At 63.0% G+C, this 19,242-nt stretch carries 19 protein-coding genes; 7 read left to right on the forward strand and 12 right to left on the reverse strand.

The window, feature by feature from the left end:
- Window positions 1-445: 445 nt before the first annotated feature.
- The 7 genes from pstS to RT460_RS11205 form a co-directional block, all read right to left on the reverse strand.
- A complete protein-coding gene (gene pstS, locus RT460_RS11175) occupies window positions 446-1,465 on the reverse strand; it encodes a phosphate ABC transporter substrate-binding protein PstS (RefSeq protein ID WP_313319029.1) in 1,020 nt (339 codons plus the stop codon).
- A 114-nt stretch (window positions 1,466-1,579) separates the two neighbouring features.
- Window positions 1,580-2,359, reverse strand: coding sequence for a hypothetical protein (locus RT460_RS11180; RefSeq protein ID WP_313319030.1), 780 nt, complete (start codon window positions 2,357-2,359; stop codon window positions 1,580-1,582).
- Window positions 2,360-2,650: 291 nt separating this feature from the next.
- The gene (locus tag RT460_RS11185; protein WP_313319031.1) at window positions 2,651-3,634 is read right to left on the reverse strand and encodes a hypothetical protein; all 984 of its coding nucleotides are present in this window, start codon (window positions 3,632-3,634) and stop codon (window positions 2,651-2,653) included.
- 34 nt (window positions 3,635-3,668) lie between these two features.
- Entirely contained in the window at window positions 3,669-4,904 is a 1,236-nt protein-coding gene (locus tag RT460_RS11190) for an OprO/OprP family phosphate-selective porin (protein WP_313319032.1), read from the reverse strand.
- A gap of 169 nt (window positions 4,905-5,073) precedes the next feature.
- Window positions 5,074-5,715 (reverse strand): endonuclease III, encoded by a 642-nt coding sequence (nth, locus tag RT460_RS11195; protein WP_313319033.1) that lies wholly within the window; start codon window positions 5,713-5,715, stop codon window positions 5,074-5,076.
- A 116-nt stretch (window positions 5,716-5,831) separates the two neighbouring features.
- Window positions 5,832-6,188 carry a hypothetical protein gene (locus tag RT460_RS11200; RefSeq protein WP_313319034.1) on the reverse strand — a complete coding sequence of 119 codons (357 nt, stop codon included), beginning with the start codon at window positions 6,186-6,188 and terminating at the stop codon, window positions 5,832-5,834.
- An 8-nt stretch (window positions 6,189-6,196) separates the two neighbouring features.
- Window positions 6,197-6,979 (reverse strand): enoyl-CoA hydratase-related protein, encoded by a 783-nt coding sequence (locus RT460_RS11205; RefSeq protein WP_313319035.1) that lies wholly within the window; start codon window positions 6,977-6,979, stop codon window positions 6,197-6,199.
- A 168-nt stretch (window positions 6,980-7,147) separates the two neighbouring features.
- Between RT460_RS11205 and RT460_RS11210 the strand changes: the two genes are divergently transcribed.
- Entirely contained in the window at window positions 7,148-7,849 is a 702-nt protein-coding gene (locus RT460_RS11210; RefSeq protein WP_313319036.1) for an FKBP-type peptidyl-prolyl cis-trans isomerase N-terminal domain-containing protein, read from the forward strand.
- A gap of 100 nt (window positions 7,850-7,949) precedes the next feature.
- On the opposite strand, the gene RT460_RS11215 is transcribed toward RT460_RS11210, so the two are convergent.
- Window positions 7,950-9,647, reverse strand: a complete 1,698-nt coding sequence (locus RT460_RS11215; RefSeq protein ID WP_313319037.1) for a PA domain-containing protein — start codon at window positions 9,645-9,647, stop codon at window positions 7,950-7,952.
- Window positions 9,644-10,063 (reverse strand): hypothetical protein, encoded by a 420-nt coding sequence (locus tag RT460_RS11220; protein ID WP_313319038.1) that lies wholly within the window; start codon window positions 10,061-10,063, stop codon window positions 9,644-9,646. Before RT460_RS11220 ends, RT460_RS11215 begins: the two co-directional genes overlap by 4 nt.
- Window positions 10,064-10,809: 746 nt before the next feature.
- Here RT460_RS11220 and RT460_RS11225 point away from each other — a divergent pair.
- Both RT460_RS11225 and RT460_RS11230 read left to right on the forward strand, forming a co-directional pair.
- Entirely contained in the window at window positions 10,810-11,115 is a 306-nt protein-coding gene (locus tag RT460_RS11225; protein ID WP_313319039.1) for a hypothetical protein, read from the forward strand.
- A gap of 12 nt (window positions 11,116-11,127) precedes the next feature.
- Entirely contained in the window at window positions 11,128-12,789 is a 1,662-nt protein-coding gene (locus RT460_RS11230) for a PA domain-containing protein (protein WP_313319040.1), read from the forward strand.
- A gap of 152 nt (window positions 12,790-12,941) precedes the next feature.
- Here the strand turns inward: RT460_RS11230 and RT460_RS11235 are convergent, their stop codons facing one another.
- Together RT460_RS11235 and RT460_RS11240 are read right to left on the reverse strand one after the other, a co-directional pair.
- Window positions 12,942-14,630 carry a PA domain-containing protein gene (locus RT460_RS11235; RefSeq protein ID WP_313319041.1) on the reverse strand — a complete coding sequence of 563 codons (1,689 nt, stop codon included), beginning with the start codon at window positions 14,628-14,630 and terminating at the stop codon, window positions 12,942-12,944.
- Window positions 14,627-15,052, reverse strand: a complete 426-nt coding sequence (locus RT460_RS11240; RefSeq protein WP_313319042.1) for a hypothetical protein — start codon at window positions 15,050-15,052, stop codon at window positions 14,627-14,629. The genes RT460_RS11235 and RT460_RS11240 overlap by 4 nt, the downstream gene beginning before the upstream one ends.
- A 293-nt stretch (window positions 15,053-15,345) precedes the next feature.
- Here RT460_RS11240 and RT460_RS11245 point away from each other — a divergent pair, with 293 nt between their 5' ends.
- Genes RT460_RS11245 through RT460_RS11255 form a run of 3 tightly spaced genes read left to right on the forward strand, consistent with a single transcriptional unit; the run spans window position 15,346 to window position 18,026 of the window.
- On the forward strand, window positions 15,346-16,164 hold the full coding sequence (locus RT460_RS11245) for a CoA pyrophosphatase (protein ID WP_313319043.1): 819 nt from the start codon (window positions 15,346-15,348) through the stop codon (window positions 16,162-16,164).
- The gene (locus RT460_RS11250) at window positions 16,161-17,060 is read left to right on the forward strand and encodes a sulfurtransferase (protein WP_313319044.1); all 900 of its coding nucleotides are present in this window, start codon (window positions 16,161-16,163) and stop codon (window positions 17,058-17,060) included. Before RT460_RS11245 ends, RT460_RS11250 begins: the two co-directional genes overlap by 4 nt.
- 45 nt (window positions 17,061-17,105) lie before the next feature.
- Complete coding sequence (locus tag RT460_RS11255; RefSeq protein WP_313319045.1) at window positions 17,106-18,026, forward strand: DUF1684 domain-containing protein; 921 nt, start codon at window positions 17,106-17,108, stop codon at window positions 18,024-18,026.
- Between the two features lie 6 nt (window positions 18,027-18,032).
- Here RT460_RS11255 and RT460_RS11260 read toward each other — a convergent pair whose 3' ends face one another.
- Window positions 18,033-18,596 (reverse strand): N-acetylmuramoyl-L-alanine amidase, encoded by a 564-nt coding sequence (locus tag RT460_RS11260; protein ID WP_313319046.1) that lies wholly within the window; start codon window positions 18,594-18,596, stop codon window positions 18,033-18,035.
- Window positions 18,597-18,647: 51 nt separating this feature from the next.
- Between RT460_RS11260 and RT460_RS11265 the strand changes: the two genes are divergently transcribed.
- Window positions 18,648-19,175, forward strand: a complete 528-nt coding sequence (locus tag RT460_RS11265; protein WP_313319047.1) for a hypothetical protein — start codon at window positions 18,648-18,650, stop codon at window positions 19,173-19,175.
- Window positions 19,176-19,242 lie beyond the last annotated feature (67 nt).

Below are 19,242 nucleotides of genomic sequence, written 5' to 3' on the forward strand. Positions count from 1 at the left end.
GCTTGCCCGGTAGCGCCCCAGCCGAGCATGGCTCGGCTCTACAGGTGAAGCGGGTAAACCGGGCCGGAGCAGGGTAGTGCCGAGCCATGCTCGGCAAGCGGCTTGCCCGGTAGCGCCCCAGCCGAGCATGGCTCGGCTCTACAGGTGAAGCGGGTAAACCGGGCCGGAGCAGGGTAGTGCCGAGCCATGCTCGGCAAGCGGCTTGCCCGGTAGCGCCCCAGCCGAGCATGGCTCGGCTCTACAGGTGAAGCGGGTGAAGCCGGCCGGAGCAGGGTAGTGCCGAGCCATGCTCGGCAAGGGGCTTGCCCGGTAGCGCCTCAGCCGAGCATGGCTCGGCTCTACAGGTGAAGCGGGTGAAGCGGGCCGGGCGTCAGCAAAAAAAAGGGCGCGGATCGCTCGATCCGCGCCTGAGGCGACGAGGGAGAGGGACTCGTCGCCTCTACACTCAATAGTTCAGGTTCTGCTGCCAGTAGGTTTCGATCTGGCGCACCAGCGGATCCGGCAGCGGCACGTAGTCCAGCTGGCGGGCCTGGGCGTCGCCGTTGGCGTAGATCCAGCGGAAGTACTCGATCGTGGCCTTGGCGCCTTCAGCGGTCTTGGGCTGCTTGCGCATCAGGATGAAATTGGTGGCGGTGATCGGCCACGCCTGGTCGCCCGGGGCGTTGGTCATGACCAGGTAGAAATCACGTGCGTTGGTCCAGTCGGCGCTGGCAGCAGCCGCCGAGAAGGTTTCATCGCGCGGCTGCACGAAGTTGCCGGCAGCGTTCTTCATGCGCGAGAAGGTCAGGCGATTCTGCAGCGCGTAGGAGAACTCCACGTAGCCGATCGAACCCTTGATCTGCTTGACGTAGGCGGCCACGCCTTCATTGCCCTTGCCGCCGATGCCGACCGGCCACTGGACGCTGGTGCCTTCGCCGACGCTGGTCTTCCAGTCGGCATTGACCTTGGACAGGAAGTTGACGAAGTTGAAGGTGGTGCCCGAACCATCGGAGCGGTGCACGACGGTGATCTTGGTGTCGGGCAGGGTCAGGCCGGCGTTGAGGGCAACGATGGCCGGATCATTCCACTTGGTGATCTTGCCCAGGAAGATGTTGGCCAGGGTCGGGCCGTCGAGCTTCATTGCGCCGGCTTCCACGCCAGCCACGTTCAGCACCGGCACCACGCCGCCGATCACCGACGGAAACTGCACCAGGCCCGAAGACGCCAGTTCTTCCGGACGCAGCGGCGCATCGGACGAGCCGAAGTCCACGGTGTTGGCCTTGATCTGGGCAATGCCGCCGCCCGAACCGATGGACTGGTAGTTGACGCGCTTGTTGGTCGCAGCTGCGTAGTCGGCCGACCACTTGGACATGACCGGGTAGATGAAGGAAGCGCCAGCGCCGGTGACATCGGCAGCGTTGGCGGCGAACACGGACGACGCGGCGAGGATGGCGACGACGGCGCGCGATTTGATGGCGTGGATCACGAAAGGCTCCTGGGAGTTAATGTGCGGTGAGTGCCGCCCGGCGCCTATTCCATAACCATTTGATGACAGCGCAGCGTCTGTCATATGACGCTCGCATGACAGCGTTTCATCGCCTCAGAACGCGGCTTTCACGGCCTCCGGAAGGGGGTAGTGGCGGCCCTGCGGGGTGAGCGTATGGACGGCGCCCGGCAGCGTCTTGCGGGTCTCGTTGCAGCTGCCGTCGGCGTCCTCGCGTTGCAGGGTTTCGCTGCTGCGCTCGCGGATGCGCAGCGGAGCCCAGCCTTGCTTGGGTACCGCACCCACCTCCAGCGTGCGGCTGAGTTCCTGGAACTCGCCGGCACAGTTGGTGTCCCATTCGCCGTTGGTGCGCTGCATGACGATGGGGTCGGTGATCACCTCCAGGCGACTACCTTCGTTCACGAACAGCTGCAGCTTTTCATCGCCGAACGGGTTCGCTCGCGAGGACCCACTGCGCGTGATGCGCACGCCAAATGCGCGGGTATCGGCCGACAGGCGATAGCGCGCGGTATCCAGATACACGCCATCCACGCGGATCGCGTCGCTGCTCATGGCGTCGGGCAGGCGCAGTCCAGCACGCGGGTGCAGCGTAGCGCTGTCGACAACCAGTACATCCAGGTCGCCTTGTTGAACGTCGCCATTGAACTCTTCCGGGCCCAATACCGGCACGGCCATCAGGGTCAATGACGTGTCCGCTGGCCAGACCCGGCAAACGCTGCGCGCAATGTCGATGGCCCAGCCGGGGCGATCGGGTAGGGTGCTGATATCGCGTTGCTCATAGGCCTGAGTGATGCGGGTAGCGCTGTCATCGCCACAGTCCTGGGCGAAGGCGGTCAAGGGCAGGGAGAGCAGCAGTACAAGCAAGCAGGTACGCATGGATCCGTCCAGTTGATGCGCCCCCGGGGTTTATCGTAGGAGCGACATGAGCCGCGAAGCTTACACAGCTTCAGCTTGTGGCATCGTTCGTGTATTGAGGCTATTAGGTGCGTAGGTGCTATCGGCTTTTCCGGAGCGCCGGCAGCTGCGAAGCTGGCACAACGGTGGTCGCTTGCGCAATTACGCAATCGGCTTCGCGACTAACCCTGTTCCGATCACCATCCAGCCTATAAAAGACAAACGCCCCTAGCGGGGCGTTTGTCTTTTATAGGCTGGATCAGCTCGGCAACTCTATGGAATTTGTCCGCTCTTGATCTGAAGCCCAATCTGCTTGTATTGACTTCGAAGGGCCGGTAAATCCTTGGTTCCCGGGCATTGACCGCCGTTCTGGCTTTTCCATAGGAAGGGCATTAATAGAACTTCCTCCCCAAGCCATTGGCGTTTGAATTCGTCGAACCACGCTTGTGGGTTGTGGGGACTACCATCAAGGCCACATCCTCCAGTTGCCGCCTGCGGGACGAGAATGATCTTCGGCAATCGAGTCCAATTCTTGCAGTTGGTAGACCAAAGATGCTGGTCTACTCCTAGTGGAGGATCCATGTCATGACAGTATGTGAGCATTCCCGAAAAGTCATTGTATCCAATCGCGGTTGAATCGTTCTTTCCGTAATAGTCTATGCCCAACCAGTCGAAGTACCTGCCACCATCCGTCATCACTTCATGGCTAATTGCCGTAATTGGGATGCTGGCAGATAGTGGATTGGCGCGGATAACTCCGGTCGCATCCCGAATTGCCTGATTGTCGGGAATCGAAAAAAAGCCTTCGGCTCCGTTTTCTATCTGTACAAATCTATCCTGTAAACCACACAGTTCAGGCTCATCGATTAGGTAGAAGGCGACAACCGTTCCATTCGGGCCGAGATGCCCAGCCGTGGACAGTCTTTTTACGAAATTGGCCCAGATGGTGCGTGTCGCTTCAATGTCACGACGTGGACTGGCCGGGCATTTTCGATTCGGAAAGTTGAACAGTAGTGTGTCAACAGTCACCATTGCCTTGACGCCTAGCATCCGTGATTGATCCAGTTCGCGGAGGATAAAATCGGTTGCCTGGACGGGATCTGATGGCGGCCACATTATGTGATGGAGATTGATGTGGTCGTAGTTCTGGATCAGGTCGCCGTCATTTCCGTAGTAGCCGAAATAACGTTGTGCTGAGGCGTCAAAGCAGAATAGTGAAAAAAAACCAATAACGATTGCAGCCATAAATCCTTTCATGGGATCTCCTAATCGTCGGGCTTTCCTGAGGGTATTACCAGAAGAACTGCAGGCGCGCTTCCAGAATGTCCGGCTTGTCGCTGAGGAAGGCAGTCTTGCCGGCGTTGTACTTCTTGCTGTCGACCATCACGTAGTTCAGCGAAGCCTTGAAGTTGGAGCGCCAGTACCAGTTGGCACCCACCGTCCAGATGTCCATCTTGCCGCCCAGCACACCGTCCACCAGCGGGGCGCCGCCGATCACGGCCGGGGCACGCAGGCCGCCATCGTTCAGGTCGATGCTGTCGAAACGTGCGCCCAGCTGCCACATGCCGCGGCCCGGCTCGTCCGGCAGGCCCAGGCTCGGGGTGCCGCCCTTGTAGCCCCAGGTCTCGCCGGTGACGTTCCACACGCCGCTGATGTAGTAACCATCGGTGCTGTAGTTGTCATGGTCATAGCGCTTGACCTTGGCGTTGTAATACTCGGCTTGGGCCTTGAACGGGCCCTGCACGTACATCGCCTCGGCGCCGATGGTGCTGACGCGATCGCTGTCCTTCATGTCGCCGCTGTCCACCAGGCGAACGCCCGCCAGGTCAGCATTCGGGCGTGCGCGCAGGCGCAGCGTGTCGGCGTCGGTATCGTAGTCAACGTAGCTCAGGCCGAAGTGCAGGATATTGCCCTTCTCGTTGATCGGCGCGAAGGTGCCGCGCACACCGTAGCCACTGCCGTGTGCCAGGTCGCGGGTCAGCTCGCGGCCGAAGGCCGATGCGGTGATCGACCAGTCGGCATCGCCTACGCCGTAGCCGACACCCAGGCGACGCGCGACGGCATAGGTATTGGTGACCGTGGCCTTGGAAATGAAGTCGTTGTTCTTGGTGCTGGACAGCTCTTCCAGGCTGTTGGGCTGCTTGAACTGGCCGGCCTGCAGGAAGTGGTTGCTGTTGCCGCCCAGCTTGTACTTCAGGTTGGTGTCCAGGAACTTGTCAGCCTTGGCGTCGTAGCCCACTACCCATTCAATATTGCCCGGGCCCTTGCCCTTGAGCACCAGCTCGGCGCGGCGCAGCTCGAACTCGCTGTTCTTGCCGTTCTTGGTGCCGTCGTTCGGATTGGTGGCGTTCGGGCCCGGGTTGAGGTCGGCACGGTCATTGCTGAACCAATTGCCGTCAGCCTGCACCAGGCCTTCGAAGGTGATTTCGGAACCGCCAATAACGTCGATGGCGACTTCAGCGTGTGCAGCCGGCGCAAACAGTGCAGCAGCCACGGCCGCAGTGAGGAGTTGGCGATGCAGTTTCATTGGGTGGGTAGCCTTGCAGGCAGGTTGAGGTTGCTGCGAAGGCTAGGCTGTAAAGATTGCGTAAATGTGACAGTCCGGCGACGGACTTGCCCTCGACGGGGCAAGCGCCTGCGTATTGGGCAGGCGCGCTGTTACGGGGAAGTGTCGTCCAGATGGCAGCTGCCAACGCTCAGGCGGCGTCGGCGGTCTTGTCCTTGAAGTGGCACAGGTCGCGGATCACGCATTGCGGGCAGTCCGGTTTGCGCGCCTTGCAGACATAGCGCCCGTGCAGGATCAGCCAATGGTGGGCGTCTTGCAGGAACTCGGTGGGGATGACCTTGACCAGCCCGTCCTCGACTGCCCGCACATCCTTGCCCGGTGCCAGCCCGGTACGGTTGGCGACGCGGAAGATATGCGTATCCACGGCCATGGTTGGCTGGCCGAAAGCGGTGTTGAGGACCACGTTGGCGGTCTTGCGTCCGACCCCCGGCAAGGCCTCCAATGCCGCGCGATCAGCCGGGACCTGGCCGCCATGTTTTTCCATCAGGATGGCGCAGGCGGCGATCACGTTCTTGGCCTTGGCATTGAACAGGCCGATGGTGGCGATGTAGCGCTTCAAGCCTTCTTCGCCCAGGTCGAGGATCGCCTGTGCGGTATTGGCCACCGGGAACAGTTTGCGCGTGGCCTTGTTGACGCCCACGTCGGTGGCCTGTGCCGACAGGGTCACCGCGACCAGCAACTCGAACGGCGTGCTGTATTCCAGCTCGGTGGTCGGATGCGGGTTGAGCTCGCGCAGGCGCGTGAACATCTCCAGCACCTCGGCAGCATTCATGCGTTTGCTGCCACGTGTCGGTGCGGACTTGCTTGCGGCAGCGGTCTTTGCCGGCGTTTTGCCAGTACGCTTTTTGCTGACGACCTTCTTTGTCGATTTCTTCAGGACGCTGGCCATCACGCGTTCGGGGTCCCTGCCGCACGTGCCTTGGCCCGGGCCAGGATGGCCGCCGCTGCCGAGGGCAGGGCGGGTTTGCTGTCCGGCGCCGGTGGCGGTGCGCGCCGCGCCTCGCGTTCGGCGGCGCGCCGTGCCAGTCGTGCCGCACGGGCACGATGGCGTTCGCGTGCGGCCCAGGCGGTGTGCAGCTGCTGCTGCGCGTGCTGCAGGCGCTGCGGCAGGTCGGGGTAGGCCGTGTCCAACTGCGCGTGATCGGGCTGTGGCTGGTACTCCATCAGACCCGCGCGTAGCGCCGCATCCAGGTCGTCATCCAGTATCAGTTGCAGCAGCTGTCGGGGTGGGGTGCTTACAGGCATGGTGCGGCTCAGCAGTTCTTGAATTCCGGCTTGCGGCGTTCCAGGAAGGCACTGGTGCCTTCGCGCATGTCCTGGGTAGAGAACACCAGGCCGAACTGCGCGCTTTCATATTCCAGCCCTTCTTCAATGCCGCATTCGCCGCCCACGTTGATGGCATCCAGGATGCCGCGCAGCGCAAGCGGTGCGGCGTTGGCCAGTTGCTGGGCGAGCTTGGTGGTCTCCGCTTCCAGCTCGGCGGCCGGCACGACACGGGTGACCAGACCCAACTGCTGCGCCCGTTCCGCGCCGATGGGTGCGCCCAGCAGGCACAGCTCCAGCGCAGCGGCGCGGCCGCCCAGGCGCAGCAGGCGCTGGGTGCCGCCAAAGCCGGGCACCAGGCCCAGATTGATCTCCGGTTGGCCGACCTTGGCGCTGTCCGCAGCGATGCGCAGGTGGCAGGCCATGGCCAGTTCCATGCCGCCGCCCAGTGCAAAACCATTCACCATTGCGATGACCGGCTTGTTCAAACGCTCGATCCGGCGCATCAGGCGCTGGCCGACCAGCGAGAAATCCCGGCCCTGTACGGGCGTCAAGGTGTTCATCTCCGCGATGTCCGCGCCGGCCACGAACGCCTTGTTGCCGGCCCCGGTCAGCACCACCACCCGCACGGCGTCATCCTGCGCGGCTGCGGCAAACGCGGCATCCAGGGCTTCCAGGGTCTGCCGGTTGAGGGCATTGAGCTTCTCCGGGCGCTGCACGGTAATGGTGTGAACGCCATCCTGGGTGCGGGTGGAAACCGGGGCATCGGACATACAGCGGGACTCCTGAAAAGTTAAAAAAAAGTGAGCCGGGAACTCTCGGAACCCTTGGCCTGTCTGAATCGGCGTCGTCAGTGGCGGACAGCCTTTGTGACGGCTATCCTAACCCGTCGCCTCTAGCGGCATGGTTGCCCTGAGACACCTTTCCTGGAGAACTGTTTGATGAAGTTGCGTTCTATCGCGGTCGCCGTGGCCGCCCTGGCCATCACCGGCACTGCATTCGCCCAGGACGTCTCGTCCGAGAAGGGCAAGCTGAGCTATTACTTTGGCTACGATTACGGCAACAACTTGGCTGAACTCACCGGCCGCGGCGAACAGCTGGACATCGCTTCGGTGGTCAAGGGCCTGCAGGACGCCTACGCCAAGAAGCAGCCGGCCATCACCGCCGACCAGCTGAAGCCGGCCGTCGAGGCTTTCCAGCGTCGTGAGCAGGGCCGTGCCCAGGCTGCCAAGGCCGAGTACGAAAAGGCTGCCGCTGAAAACAAGACCCGCAGTGACCAGTTCCTGGCCGCCAACAAGGCCAAGCCCGGCGTGCAGAGCCTTGCCAACAACGTGCAGTACCGCGTGATCGAAGCTGGCAATGGCGCCAAGCCGACCCAGGCCAGCACCGTTGCCCTGGAAGTTGCCGGTCCGTTCCCGTACGGCCAGCGTCCCACCGAAGCCCGTCCGGCCCAGTCGATCCCGTCGATCAAGCTGAGCGAAGTCGAGATGGCTGCCATGCGTTCGACCCTGCTGCAGATGCCGGCCGGCGCCAAGTGGGAAGTCACCCTGCCGCCGGATCAGGCCTATGGTGCCGACCCGCGCACCCCGTTCCCGCCGAACGTGGCTGTGCAGTTCGAAATCAAGCTGGTCAGCGTCAAGTAATCGCGCACAACCCGCATGAAGAAAAACGCCGGTGGCAACACCGGCGTTATTTTATGCGCGGTACCCGCAAACGGGGGCGCTGGCTGGAGCGGTGGGGTGGCTAGTCCAGTTTGATCACCTTGGCTGCGCAGGCGCGGATGGCGGTCTGCTCGATGCTGTTGATCAACTGCAGCGAACGCAGCGTGGCGGCGTTGTCGCTCATGCAGCGCAGATAGGTTACGCGGCTGCCCTTGGCAGAGAGCCGGCACACCCGATCCTGTGCCTGCACATTGGCGCCTGCCATCAGCCCGGGTTGTTTGAACAGTTTGACGCCGGTGTCGCAGTCGCCGATGCGTGCGTTCCCCGGATTGAGCTTCCACCCCTGGTCGGCAAACGTGCCCAGGGTCAGGTCGACCAGGTGGGCGGCGTCGGTGTCGTCGCTGGCGCTGGGTTCCATCAACACGTTGGGGCTGGCGCTGTAGTCAAAGTGCGAGAACGATGACCCCTGTTCCACCTCCGGTGGTGCGTATAGCAAGGGCCGTCCGGCCAGATCGCTGCCAACGCGTTTGTTGGGGGCCACCGTGGTGGATGCCTTGAGGGATGCAGATTTGAGTCCTGCGCGGATACGGTCGCTGTCGGCAAGTGTCAGCTGGATGGCCGGGATCGTGGCCTTGTAGGCCTCGACATCGGACATCGTCAGGGTGCTGTTCGGATTGGGCGAACTGGCGACATTGCCGATGATGGCTGCAACGGCCCCGGCCGCTTGCGCATTGGCTACCTTGGCTTCGAAATCGCAGGAGCCACGATTGATGAAGGCGATCCTGCCTTTCAGGCTGTCGGTTGGCAGTGCTTCACAGGCATCGGCTGGGTCGCCGCCGCTTGCATCATTCGCCAGTGCGAGGTCTCCCGAGAACACGTTGTTCGGCAGCGCAGGGCCAAACGCGGCGGTCCCAACGTTGTAGGTCACAAGCGGGGGTGCCGCCCCGCCTTCCACGACAAGCTGCAGACTTGGCCGCAGCCAGAGTCGCGCTGCAGCAATGGCGGCGGGGCCGCTCCAACTGGGTGCGCCGGGCGTGCGGATGGACAGAGCGCGCATTGCGTCGGTCATCGTTGTGTCTGCAAAGGGCTTGCCTTGAAGATTGTCAAATGCAAGCTGCGTGTAGCTGTCGGAGTAGCCGTACAGCTCGGGCACGCCCAGACGGTCGCCCAACCTGCCATTGCCATAGCCGACGAAACCGGAAAATCCCAGCCCATGCGCCATTTCGTGCATCACCACATCCAGGAAGGAGATGCCGGATTGGGGTGCTTGGCCATCCAGTCCGTAGTACCAGTCCAAACCGGTCAAGCACGAGCTGCCATCCGGGTTGGTGCCGCCCAGGTTTGCGTTGAAGCGGCTGGCGATGTCCATGCCACTGTCACTGATATCGATGCGCTTGCCCTGCATGGCGTTGGCCAGCGGACCATGGATCAGCATACCTGGGCTACTGGCTTCGGGCGCGCTTGTCGCGACCCATGCTGGGCCTGCCGAACCCAGGACGCCTGTAGTAGGTAAGCATCGTAGGTCCTGGAAGCTGGCCCCCACGATGATGTCGATATCGCTTTCAAGTACGGAGCCCCACAGGTCGGCGGCGTACTGATAAACGATGCGTCGCTGTTCGCCCACGCTGCGGCCGGGGTTGTCGCCCACCGGTGTGCGCGGGGTTGGGTCATTCAAGCCCTTGCCTGCCGGGTCGGTGTTCATGAGGGTGAGCCTGGATGCGTGTACCTGGCCGGAAAGGCAGCAGGAAATGGCCAGGGCCGATAGCCACAAGGACTTCATTTGCTCACTCCTGCAGCGCTGTGGTTGGCATCGACGTCCAATTCGCCCATGGACAGGCTGCCATCTGCCTGGCGGGTTACGGCCAGCGACGACATGGCGGACAGTGGTACGTCCATGCTGGCCTTGCCATTGCCGCGGTGCCGAATCGTTTGCTTCGCCTCCATCCCATTGCGCGGGACCCGGGCCCAGGTGGCGTCCACGTTGCTGCGCGGCATTGCATTGGCCTTGTCTGCCAAGGCGCTGATTTCTTCGTTCGTGAGGCGTCGCGTCTTTCCGCTCAAGACATCAACGCCGACAAGCATGTCGTTGGCGGTGCCGTCTGTCGGTTTGAAATGCGGGGCCGGATCACTGGCAAACGCAACGGCGCTATGCCCTGCTACGGTCAGGAAAACTATTAAAGGTATGGCCGATTTCATCTGGTTTCTCCCGGGGAAGCGAAGTGTTGGGTGGTGCGGCAGCAAGGGAGATGCGCGGGCAACAGATGTTGTCCGGGATGGGGGATCGGTTATGGCTCCTGGCTGCCCGGCGAGTGTGGGCAAACGGCGGGTATTTGGATGTGCCGGGAAAAACAATCGGGCATGCAGATCACGCCGAGCAGCACTAAGGGCATAGTTTCTTCATCAGAAGTAACCAGCTTGCCGGCGATCACCACAGCGCTACAGCCAGGTTCCTGGCGCCGCGTCGGTGCTGTGCCTGGTCGATGTATGTCGTCAGCATTCCGGTCCCCTTGATGGCCGGCATCCGTACCCTCCGAATCGCGGATTACAGGCATCCAATGGCGAATGCAGAGCCATTCCCATGCCGCCGTCATTCGTACGCTGGGTGATGTACGTCCAGCCTTTCCTTCAAGGCGTTGCCCGGGAGGTGTTGTGTGTACATCCAGGTGGCTGGCCTTCGCGCGGACCAAGCGTGCAACTGCCCGCGCGGATCTGATTGAGGCGATGGCAGGTAGCCGCTAGGGGCTGCTTGCTTGCCCAACGTGGGTCATGGCTGCAACCACCGTCATCGTTTCTTACGAGAGGGTAAGTAAATGCAATCAAACAGAAAGACGGTAGCGCGTGCTTTGGGGTGTATTGCAGCGCTCCTGTGTCTGCAAGGCGGCAGCGTATGGGCGCAGACGGCAAAGGAAGTACCGGATTTCGCTGCGCTGATTGGTGTGCCGATGACCAAGGCCGATCAGCAGCGCGCGCGGGCTCGCACGGGACGCAGCACCGTAGCGGATGTGGAGCGAAGAATCGCGGCGGCGGGGATACGCCGTACTGCGGCAGATAGGGCTGCGTCGGAGAACCTCAATCGCAGGCTGGCCAAGATGCCCGAGACCCGGGAGCAGGCATTGCGGGAGTCGGCGGCGCGCGGTGACGGCGTGATATTCACCTCCTTTGAGGAGTTGTTTCCAATGCGGGCGGTGCCAAATGAAGGAGGCGGTTTCAGCGCCTCACACGAGCCACGTCAAAGCGACACCAACTAAACAGGGGGAGTGATGAAACTACAATTGATTGCTGCCAGTGTCGCAGCAGCACTATGTTTGGCGCCGTCGCCCGCGCCGGCGCAGACAAAGATCAGGCTGATCAATCAGGATGCGCCCGGTGTAGGGCTGAACGATCCAAGGCCGCAGTTGCCGCTGGGTGGAAATCCGGGGCGAACCTTGGGGCAGCAGCGTCAGATTACGTTTCAGTACGCGGCAGATCTCTGGGCAGCGCTATTGGGAAACGTGCCAGAGATACGCGTTTCAGCATCGTTTTCACCGCTGGCATGCTCTAAGGGTTATGTAGTTCTTGGTGCCGCGAGTGCGGCGAGCGTTGTCGCGGAGGATCGTGTGGCATCAGGTGGTGCCGTCGATTCCTATTACGCGGTCGCTCTGGCCAATGCCGTTGCTGGTCGGGACTTTGATGTTGCAGGAAATCATATTGATTCGGAATTCAACGCGAGAGTTGATGATGTTGATTGCCAGGAGCTTGGTGCAAATGGTTGGTTCTATGGCCTGCATGGAAATTCACCGGACAATCCAGAATTTCGATCCAACTTTCTGAATGTGGTCATGCATGAAATAGGGCATGGGCTTGGGTTCTATTCCCTTGGCGTTGGTACTAATCTCTTTGACTCGCCGTATGGGGCAATGGCATGGTCAAACGATTCGTCGAAGTCATATAACGATTTCGAAAGGGGGGAGAAAGCACTTGCGGTGGCGATTGCCAATCCCGGACGGTCTGTTTGGAAAGGGGAAAAAGCAACCGCCACCGCGGCTTTGTTGGCTGAGAACAAGACGTTGTTCAAAATAACTTCCCCGCAGCCAGCCTTGCATGAATTCCGGGGTGCCTCGTTTGGCCCTCAGGATCGGAGCGCAATGAAGGGGGAGATCGTGCTTGTGGATGATGAAGTGCTGCCAGACGGTCGGGTCCTTCATACCGGTTGTGATGGGGCTGAGGGACAGCCGAAGATCCGCAATCGGGATGATCTGGTGGGAAAGGTGGCACTTGTTGAAAGAGGGGGGTGCGAGACTGGGCGGAAAGTTCTGAATGTCCAGAACCTCGGAGCAGTCGGGGTTATTGTCGCAAACGATATCCCGTTGGATGCGCTACCTGCGGGCGCAGGTGGGTCCTTTCGTCCGCAGATAAAGGTGCCGGTCATCACCGTGACGCAGGAAGTGGGGGTTGCGCTTCGTTCTACGGTACCGGTGGTGGCGACAGGGTTTGTCGTTGATAAGACGCAGTTTAACGGTCTGGATGCAGCCGGTAGGGTGAAGCTGTACACGCCGAGGCTGTTTGCGGCGGGGAGTACCTTGTCGCATATCGATCCCGAAATGTCGCCAGATGCCATCATGGAGGCTATAGAGGCGCGTGGTATGCGCGCCGACGTGTCGATCGGCATGGTCCTGGACATGATGGAGGAAATGGGGTGGCCGACAAACCGAAACGGCACGGCGAAGCTTGGTAACTGCGACACGGGTATCCCGGTCTACAAGGATGGATTCATTCCCGGTGCCAATCTCATTGCACACAACAATATGTGCAAGACAGCCTTTGTCGGAAGCCGCGCTCAGCAACTACGCTGCATGAATGATCAGATCAATTGGTTGCATGATCAGACCCTGCTCAGTAGTGCAGAAGTGGTGAAGGCGCGCCAGTGCGTAGCCAAGCTGTGAGGGGTATTTTTGCGTGGGCCCGCTGACGTCTTGTCGTCCAGCATCGCAGGTAAAGCGTATGGATAACCGGGCGGTGCGGGGCGTTTGGTTGGGCAGGTGATAGAGGCACCGGCGCCAAATGGCGCCGGTGCTTTTGATGAAACAACTGAGTTTTACAGCGAGGTCAATTTCGCCGCGCAACTACGAATGCCGGCCTGTTCCACCGTGTTGACCATGCCGATGGCCTTCAGGCTGCTGGCGGTGTCGTTCATGCAGCGCAGGTATTGGCCGCGGTTGCCCTTGGCGCCAACCCGGCACAAACGGTCCTGTGCCTGCACGTTCGCACCGGCAATCATGCCCGGTGCCTTGAACAGCTTGACGCCGGTATCGCAGCTGCCGATACGTGCGTTACCGCTGTTCAAGCCCCAGCCTTCGTCGGCGAATACGCCAAGCGTCAGGTCGACGATGCGTGCGGCATCGGTGCTGTCGCTATTGGCCGGTTCCATCAAGGCATCCGGCTTGAGCACGCTCTCGAAGTGCGAGAACGAGGAGCCACTGGCCACCGTGGCCGGCGCGTAGAGCAGGGGACGACCGCTGGGGTCGGCACCGGCCATCTGCCCGGCAACATTGCCCAATGCAGCGGTCATCGCGGTGCCGGCCTGTGCAGCGGCCTTGATCAGGTTGGCATCGTTGAGATTGACGCTGAGCGTTGGGATGGTGGCGTTGACCGATGCATCTTCTGCCATGCCCGGTGCAGTACCCGGGTCCGCGGAACTGGCGACGTTGCCGATGATGGCGGCCACCGCACCGGCGGCCTGTGCATTGGCTGCCTTGATCTCGAACGCGCAGGTGCCGCGATTGACGTAGGCCACCTTGCCGGCCAGGCTGCCGGCCGGCAGCGCTTCGCAGGCATCGGCGGTGTCTGCGCCGGTTGCGTCATTGGCGACGACCACCGGGCCGCTGAAGTTGGCCGATGTAGCTGCCGGCCCGAACGATGCGGTACCGAAGAACTGCGACACCACCGACGTTCCGCTGACCGACAGCACCAGCGCCGGGTCCAGCCACAGCGGCGTCTGCGATTTGGCGCTGGTGCCGTCCCATGCCGGCGCGCCACGCGTCTTGATCGATGTCGCACGCAGCGCGTTGGTCATCGATGCGTCGGTGAAACGCTTGCCGGTGAGGTTGTCGAACGCGTTGTCGGTGTAGACATCGGAGTAACCGTAGTACGCGCTGATGCCGGTGCGCTCGCCGAGCCGGCCACTGGTGTAGCCGACAAAGCCGGAGAAGCCCAGGCCGTGGCCGATTTCATGCATCACCACGTCCAGGAAGTTGATCTGCCCGGCGGGGGTGTTGCCGTCCAGGCCGTAGTACCAGCCCGAGCCGGTCATGCACGGCGTGCCATCGGGGTTGCTGCCACCCAGGTTGGCATTGAAGCGGCTGGTGATGTCGGTGCCGCTGCTGCTGATGGTGATACGCGAACCATTGACCGCGTTGGCCAGCGCGCCGTGATAGATCATGCCCAGCTGCGTGCCTGACGGCGCCGATGCACCAACCCAGGACGCGCCGGCCGAGCCCAGCGTGCCGCCGGTGGCAGTGCAGGCCAGGTCCTGGAAGCTGGCGCCGACAAAGGTTTCCACATTGCTCTGCAGTACCGCGCCCCAGAGATCGGCGGCGTACTGGTAAACAATGCGGCGCTGTTCGCCAACGCTGACGCCGGGGTTGCCGCCTTCCGGCGCGCGCGCGGTGGTGTCATTGAGGCCCTTGCCTGCCGGATCCTGGTTGACCGGGGTGATGATGGCGGCCTGGGCAGAGGCTGCGCAGAGCGTGGCCGCAACAACGGCGGTGAGAAGTTGCACCTTCATTTGGAGACCTCCTGCCGATCGTGCGAAACCGATGCGCCGTTCTCCAGCATCTGCACGCTGCCATCGGCAGCACGCTCCACGGTCAATGCGTTGAGCGAGGACAGTGGCAGGTCCGCGGTGGTCATGCCGTTGCTCTGCACACGCAAGGTCTTGCTCGCATCGGTACCGGTCTGGGGAATGCGTGCCCAGGCAGCGTTGGTACCGGCAGCGCTGCGGCTGGCCGGGGCCATGGCGTTGGCCTTGTCGGACAAGGCCCGGATCTCGCTATCGGTGAGTTTGCGCAGCTTGCCGGTCTTGGCGTCGATGCCAGCGACCATGCCGTTGTCGACAGTCTGCTCCGGCGCGGGCGGCTCGCTGGCCATGGCCGAAGCCGTGGCCAGGACCAGGGCGGGAAGCAGAAGGAGAGGTTTTGCCAATTTCATTTCCGTACTCCGTACAGAGTGATGCGAAAAGGCGCTACCCGGTGGTAAGCAACACCCTGTAGGCCGAAAAGCTTCGGACTGCATGGGTACGCTTGCGGCGCGGATAGTTCGGTGATCCCCCTGACGGCAGCTTGAGTGTGCCCTTGGATTAACCCAAGCTCAATAGATTGATGCGTGTCACAAAATGAATTGGGGCCCTGTCGTTGCAGACGCGACTTTTTGGGCGCACCGCAGCAATTTGCCGGGGATACATTGACCTGTGCGCTGACACTCAGGCGCGCTACGCTAGCTTGATGTGTGAATTTGTTGAGTCTCCGCCGCGCAGCATCATTTCCAGCCCGTGTGTCGGGCTGTGTACCTTGGACCCGACAGGTTTGTGCCGGGGGTGTTGGCGTACCGGCGGTGAGATCGGGGGTTGGATGCAGATGAGCGAATCAGAGCGTCGGCGTGTGATGGAACAGGATCTGCCGCGGCGCGCCCGCGACGCGGCCACTTTTGTCGAGCGACTGGGCGATCGTGATCGCCTGCAGCAGGCGCTGTTGCCCTTGCGTCAGGCGCCGGCTGGCCCGGGTTGGAACCGCACTGAGCTTGAAGACCTGTTGCCGCCTGGGCCACCGGTTGAAGCAGCGGTACTGGCCGGGCTGGTGCCGCGCCCGCAGGGTACCCAGGTCATCCTCACGCGGCGTACCGAGGCCTTGCGCAACCACGGCGGCCAGGTCGGCTTTCCGGGCGGACGCATGGAACAACGTGACCGCAACCCGCTGGCGGCGGCCTTGCGCGAAAGCGACGAAGAGATCGCCCTTGCCGGCAGTCAGGTGCTTGCCTTGGGCTATCTGGACCCGTTCATCACCATCACGGGGTTCCGCGTGACGCCGGTGGTGGCGGTGGTGGACCCGGATTTCGTCGCCCGGCCCGAGCCCGGCGAGGTGGCCGAAGTGTTCGAGGTGCCATTGGCGTTCCTGATGGATCCGGCCAACCTGCGGCAGGTGCCAGTGGACTATCAGGGGCGGGTGCGCCATGTCATGGAGTACACCTGGCCCGGCCAACGCATCTGGGGTGCAACCGCCGCCATCCTCTACAACCTGCGACGCCGACTGGAGCAAGTGGCATGACCCTCCCCCTTTCGTGGACCACCCTGGTGGATGTCGCCAGCCTCGCTGCTGCGCTGCAGGCGGATGCGTTGCGGGTAGTTGATGCCCGCGCGACGGCAAGCGCGGCGGTACGGGTGATGGATGCACGGTTCTCGCTGGCCGATGCCCAGTCGGGCGCGCAGCAGTACGCGGCAGGGCATATCCCCGGCGCGCTGTATGCGGACCTGAACCAGGATCTGTCCGACCTGGGCAAGGTTGGGCATGGCCGCCACCCGCTGCCTGACAGCGCGGTGTTTGCGGCGACGTTGGGGCGCTGGGGCATCACGCCGCAGACCCAGGTGGTGGTCTATGACGCCGCCGACGGCAGCATGGCTGCTGCCCGGCTGTGGTGGCTGTTGCGCTTGATCGGGCACGACAAGGTTGCCGTGCTTGATGGTGGGTTGGCGGCCTGGCAGGGCGCAGGGCAGGCACTGGAAGTGACCGTGCCGGAGGTCGTCGCCACGGCGCCGTATCCGGGTCATTTCGATCTGGCGCAGGTGGTCAGCGCCGATGAAGTTCAGGCGCGCCTGTCGCAGGCGGCCGGCTGGTTGTTCGATGCACGGGCGGGCGAGCGCTATCGCGGCGAGGTGGAGCCGCTGGATCGTATCGCCGGGCATGTGCCTGGGGCACTCAACCGGCCCTTGGGGCTGAACCTGCGTGACGGCCGTTTTCGGCCGGCCGCCGAGTTGCGCGCCGAGCTGCAACCACTGCTGGGCGCGTATGCCCCCGGTCAGGCGGTGATGATGTGTGGCTCCGGGGTGACCGCCTGCCATCTGCTGCTGGCCTTTGAGCACGCTGGCCTGCACGGGCCGCGCGTGTTCGCCGACTCCTGGAGTGGCTGGTCGGGTGACGAGCGACGCCCGGTTGCGGTGGGGTAAGGCAGGCAGGTCGACAGGCATGGCGGTGCGAGGAGTCGGGGGACGATGAGAACGTGGATGTGGTTGCTGCTGGCAGTGCTGCTGGGCGGATGCGAATCCGCCCCGGACGGTGCCTTGACCATGGATGCGCGCCAGTACGCACGTGATGTGGAACAGTGGCGTGGGCAGCGCCTGGCGCGGCTGCGCGCCAGCGATGGCTGGTTGAGCTATATCGGCTCGGGACGGTTGAAGCCGGGCACCTATCGGGTGGGCAGTGCAGCTGGCAACGACTTGTTGTTGCCGGCGGGCCCGGCACAGCTGGGAGTGCTGAAAATCGACGGCAACGGTGATGCCTCGATCGAAGGCGCGCCGGGTAGCGGGGCCACCCTGAATGGCCAGCCGTTGCGGCAGGCGCCATTGCGGGTGGGCGTGGCCGGCGCGCAGGAAGCCAGTCGCATCCAGTTGGGAACGTCCGAGTTCTACCTCGTGCGCATGGGCAGCGTGCTGGGTTGGCGCTTCCGTGATCCCGGATCGCTGCGGCGGCGGAACTTCCCCGGGATTGAGCATTTTCCGGTTGACCGTGCCTGGCAGATACAGGCGCGCTGGCAACCCTATGCGAAGGCCCAGCAGGCGGTGCTGCTGACATCGATTGGCACGCCGTTGTCAGCGCAGGTGCCGGGCGAGGCGGTATTCGAGATCGACGGACGTACGTTCCACCTGCAGCCCATGCTGGACAAGGAAGCGCTGCCGTCGCGGCAGTTGTTCTTCCTGTTCTCCGACCGCACCAGCGGCAGGGAGACCTATGGCGGCGCGCGTTATCTGTATGCAGCCGAGCCGCGTGATGGCCGCCTGGTGCTGGACTTCAACCGTGCCGAGAACCCGCCCTGCGCGTTGACCCCACACGTGGTGTGCCCGATCGCCCCGGCGTTCAATCGGCTGGATGTAGCGGTAACCGCTGGCGAGAAATTCCAGTACCTGGCGCAGTAGCCCGGTTCAGTCCGGCAGCCGCTGCAGGTCGACGGCGCGCAGCACCAGCTCCCACGGAAACAACGGGCCCGGGTCCAGCTTGCGTTGCACGCTGCGGCTGGGATCATCGCTGGCCGGCTCCAGCGCCGTATCCAGCTGCTCATGGCCGGCGATGAAGCGCAGTGAGGGCAACGCCTGCGGCAGCCACTCCAGCAAACGCACCAAGGACGCGATCTGCGCCTCGGGGTAGGGCTCGCTCATGGTCTGCTTGTCGGCGTCGAACCAGTTGGGCCAGCGCCCGCGGTTGACCAGCTCGATGCCGATGGAACGCGGGTTGATGCCGCGTACATGATGGGCAACGCGGTCCAGCGCCACGTACTGCTGGATGCTGCCATCGCGGTCGATGTAGTAATGCCCGCTATTGCCCGTGCCGTTGTCGTACAGGACGCGCTCGCCGTACTCGCGGGCAGTGGCCAGGTCCGGCAGCTCGGTGCAGTGGATCACCACCAGATCGATATCGGTGGGCTTGCGCTGCGTCAGCTGGCTCTCGTACGGCAGCGGTTTGGCGATGATGGGGGGCGGCAGGTGCATGGGTGGATGCTAGCATTCGCGCATGAGTTCCCCCACGACTTGCCGCCAGCCATGAGCCGCGGCCACTGCATCCTTTCACACGGCTTCGAGAGCGGCCCGGACGCGACCAAGGTCACCGCCCTGGCCGAAGTGGCCGAACGCCTTGGCTGGAGCCATGAGCGTCCGGATTACACCGATCTGGATGCCAGGCACGAAATCAGCCGGGTGGGCGATGTGCCGGCACGGCTGCAGCGGCTGGTCGAGCGCGCGGCGGAAATGGCCGCGCGCGGCCCCTTGGTGCTGGCCGGGTCCAGCCTGGGCGCCTATATCTCGGCGATCACCTCGCTGCAGGTGCCGGTGGCCGGGCTGTTCCTGATGGTGCCGCCGACCACGATGGGCCCCATGCCGGCGCTGGATGCTGCGGCCGTGCCGATCAGCGTGGTTCACGCCTGGGGTGACGAGCTGATCCCCGCCGTCGACGTGATTGCCTGGGCCGCAGAGCGCTCTGCGCGCTTGCTGCTGGTCGATGACGGCCACCGGCTGATGCGCCATGTGGACGCATCCGCACAGGCCTTCGAGGCCTTGTTGCGCGGTTTGTGAACGCCGCCGCCGCCCGAAACCGGCGGCGCAGCGGGCAACTGCCTACAATAGCGGCCTCGGACCACCC

This window comes from Stenotrophomonas sp., from assembly GCF_032061965.1.
Classification (GTDB): Bacteria; Pseudomonadota; Gammaproteobacteria; order Xanthomonadales; family Xanthomonadaceae; genus Stenotrophomonas.

Excerpts from the sequence above, each read along its gene's own strand:
- RT460_RS11190 (WP_313319032.1), bottom strand. The coding sequence starts at position 4,904 with ATGAAACTGCATCGCCAACTCCTCACTGCGGCCGTGGCTGCTGCACTG.
- RT460_RS11255 (WP_313319045.1), top strand. The coding sequence starts at position 17,106 with ATGAGAACGTGGATGTGGTTGCTGCTGGCAGTGCTGCTGGGCGGATGC.
- RT460_RS11210 (WP_313319036.1), top strand. The coding sequence starts at position 7,148 with ATGAAGTTGCGTTCTATCGCGGTCGCCGTGGCCGCCCTGGCCATCACC.
- RT460_RS11225 (WP_313319039.1), top strand. The coding sequence starts at position 10,810 with ATGACCAAGGCCGATCAGCAGCGCGCGCGGGCTCGCACGGGACGCAGC.
- RT460_RS11215 (WP_313319037.1), bottom strand. The coding sequence starts at position 9,647 with ATGAAGTCCTTGTGGCTATCGGCCCTGGCCATTTCCTGCTGCCTTTCC.
- RT460_RS11245 (WP_313319043.1), top strand. The coding sequence starts at position 15,346 with ATGTGTGAATTTGTTGAGTCTCCGCCGCGCAGCATCATTTCCAGCCCG.
- RT460_RS11230 (WP_313319040.1), top strand. The coding sequence starts at position 11,128 with ATGAAACTACAATTGATTGCTGCCAGTGTCGCAGCAGCACTATGTTTG.
- RT460_RS11185 (WP_313319031.1), bottom strand. The coding sequence starts at position 3,634 with ATGAAAGGATTTATGGCTGCAATCGTTATTGGTTTTTTTTCACTATTC.
- RT460_RS11250 (WP_313319044.1), top strand. The coding sequence starts at position 16,161 with ATGACCCTCCCCCTTTCGTGGACCACCCTGGTGGATGTCGCCAGCCTC.
- RT460_RS11260 (WP_313319046.1), bottom strand. The coding sequence starts at position 18,596 with ATGCACCTGCCGCCCCCCATCATCGCCAAACCGCTGCCGTACGAGAGC.
- RT460_RS11205 (WP_313319035.1), bottom strand. The coding sequence starts at position 6,979 with ATGTCCGATGCCCCGGTTTCCACCCGCACCCAGGATGGCGTTCACACC.
- RT460_RS11180 (WP_313319030.1), bottom strand. The coding sequence starts at position 2,359 with ATGCGTACCTGCTTGCTTGTACTGCTGCTCTCCCTGCCCTTGACCGCC.
- RT460_RS11220 (WP_313319038.1), bottom strand. The coding sequence starts at position 10,063 with ATGAAATCGGCCATACCTTTAATAGTTTTCCTGACCGTAGCAGGGCAT.
- RT460_RS11200 (WP_313319034.1), bottom strand. The coding sequence starts at position 6,188 with ATGCCTGTAAGCACCCCACCCCGACAGCTGCTGCAACTGATACTGGAT.
- RT460_RS11235 (WP_313319041.1), bottom strand. The coding sequence starts at position 14,630 with ATGAAGGTGCAACTTCTCACCGCCGTTGTTGCGGCCACGCTCTGCGCA.
- RT460_RS11265 (WP_313319047.1), top strand. The coding sequence starts at position 18,648 with ATGAGCCGCGGCCACTGCATCCTTTCACACGGCTTCGAGAGCGGCCCG.
- nth (WP_313319033.1), bottom strand. The coding sequence starts at position 5,715 with ATGAATGCTGCCGAGGTGCTGGAGATGTTCACGCGCCTGCGCGAGCTC.
- RT460_RS11240 (WP_313319042.1), bottom strand. The coding sequence starts at position 15,052 with ATGAAATTGGCAAAACCTCTCCTTCTGCTTCCCGCCCTGGTCCTGGCC.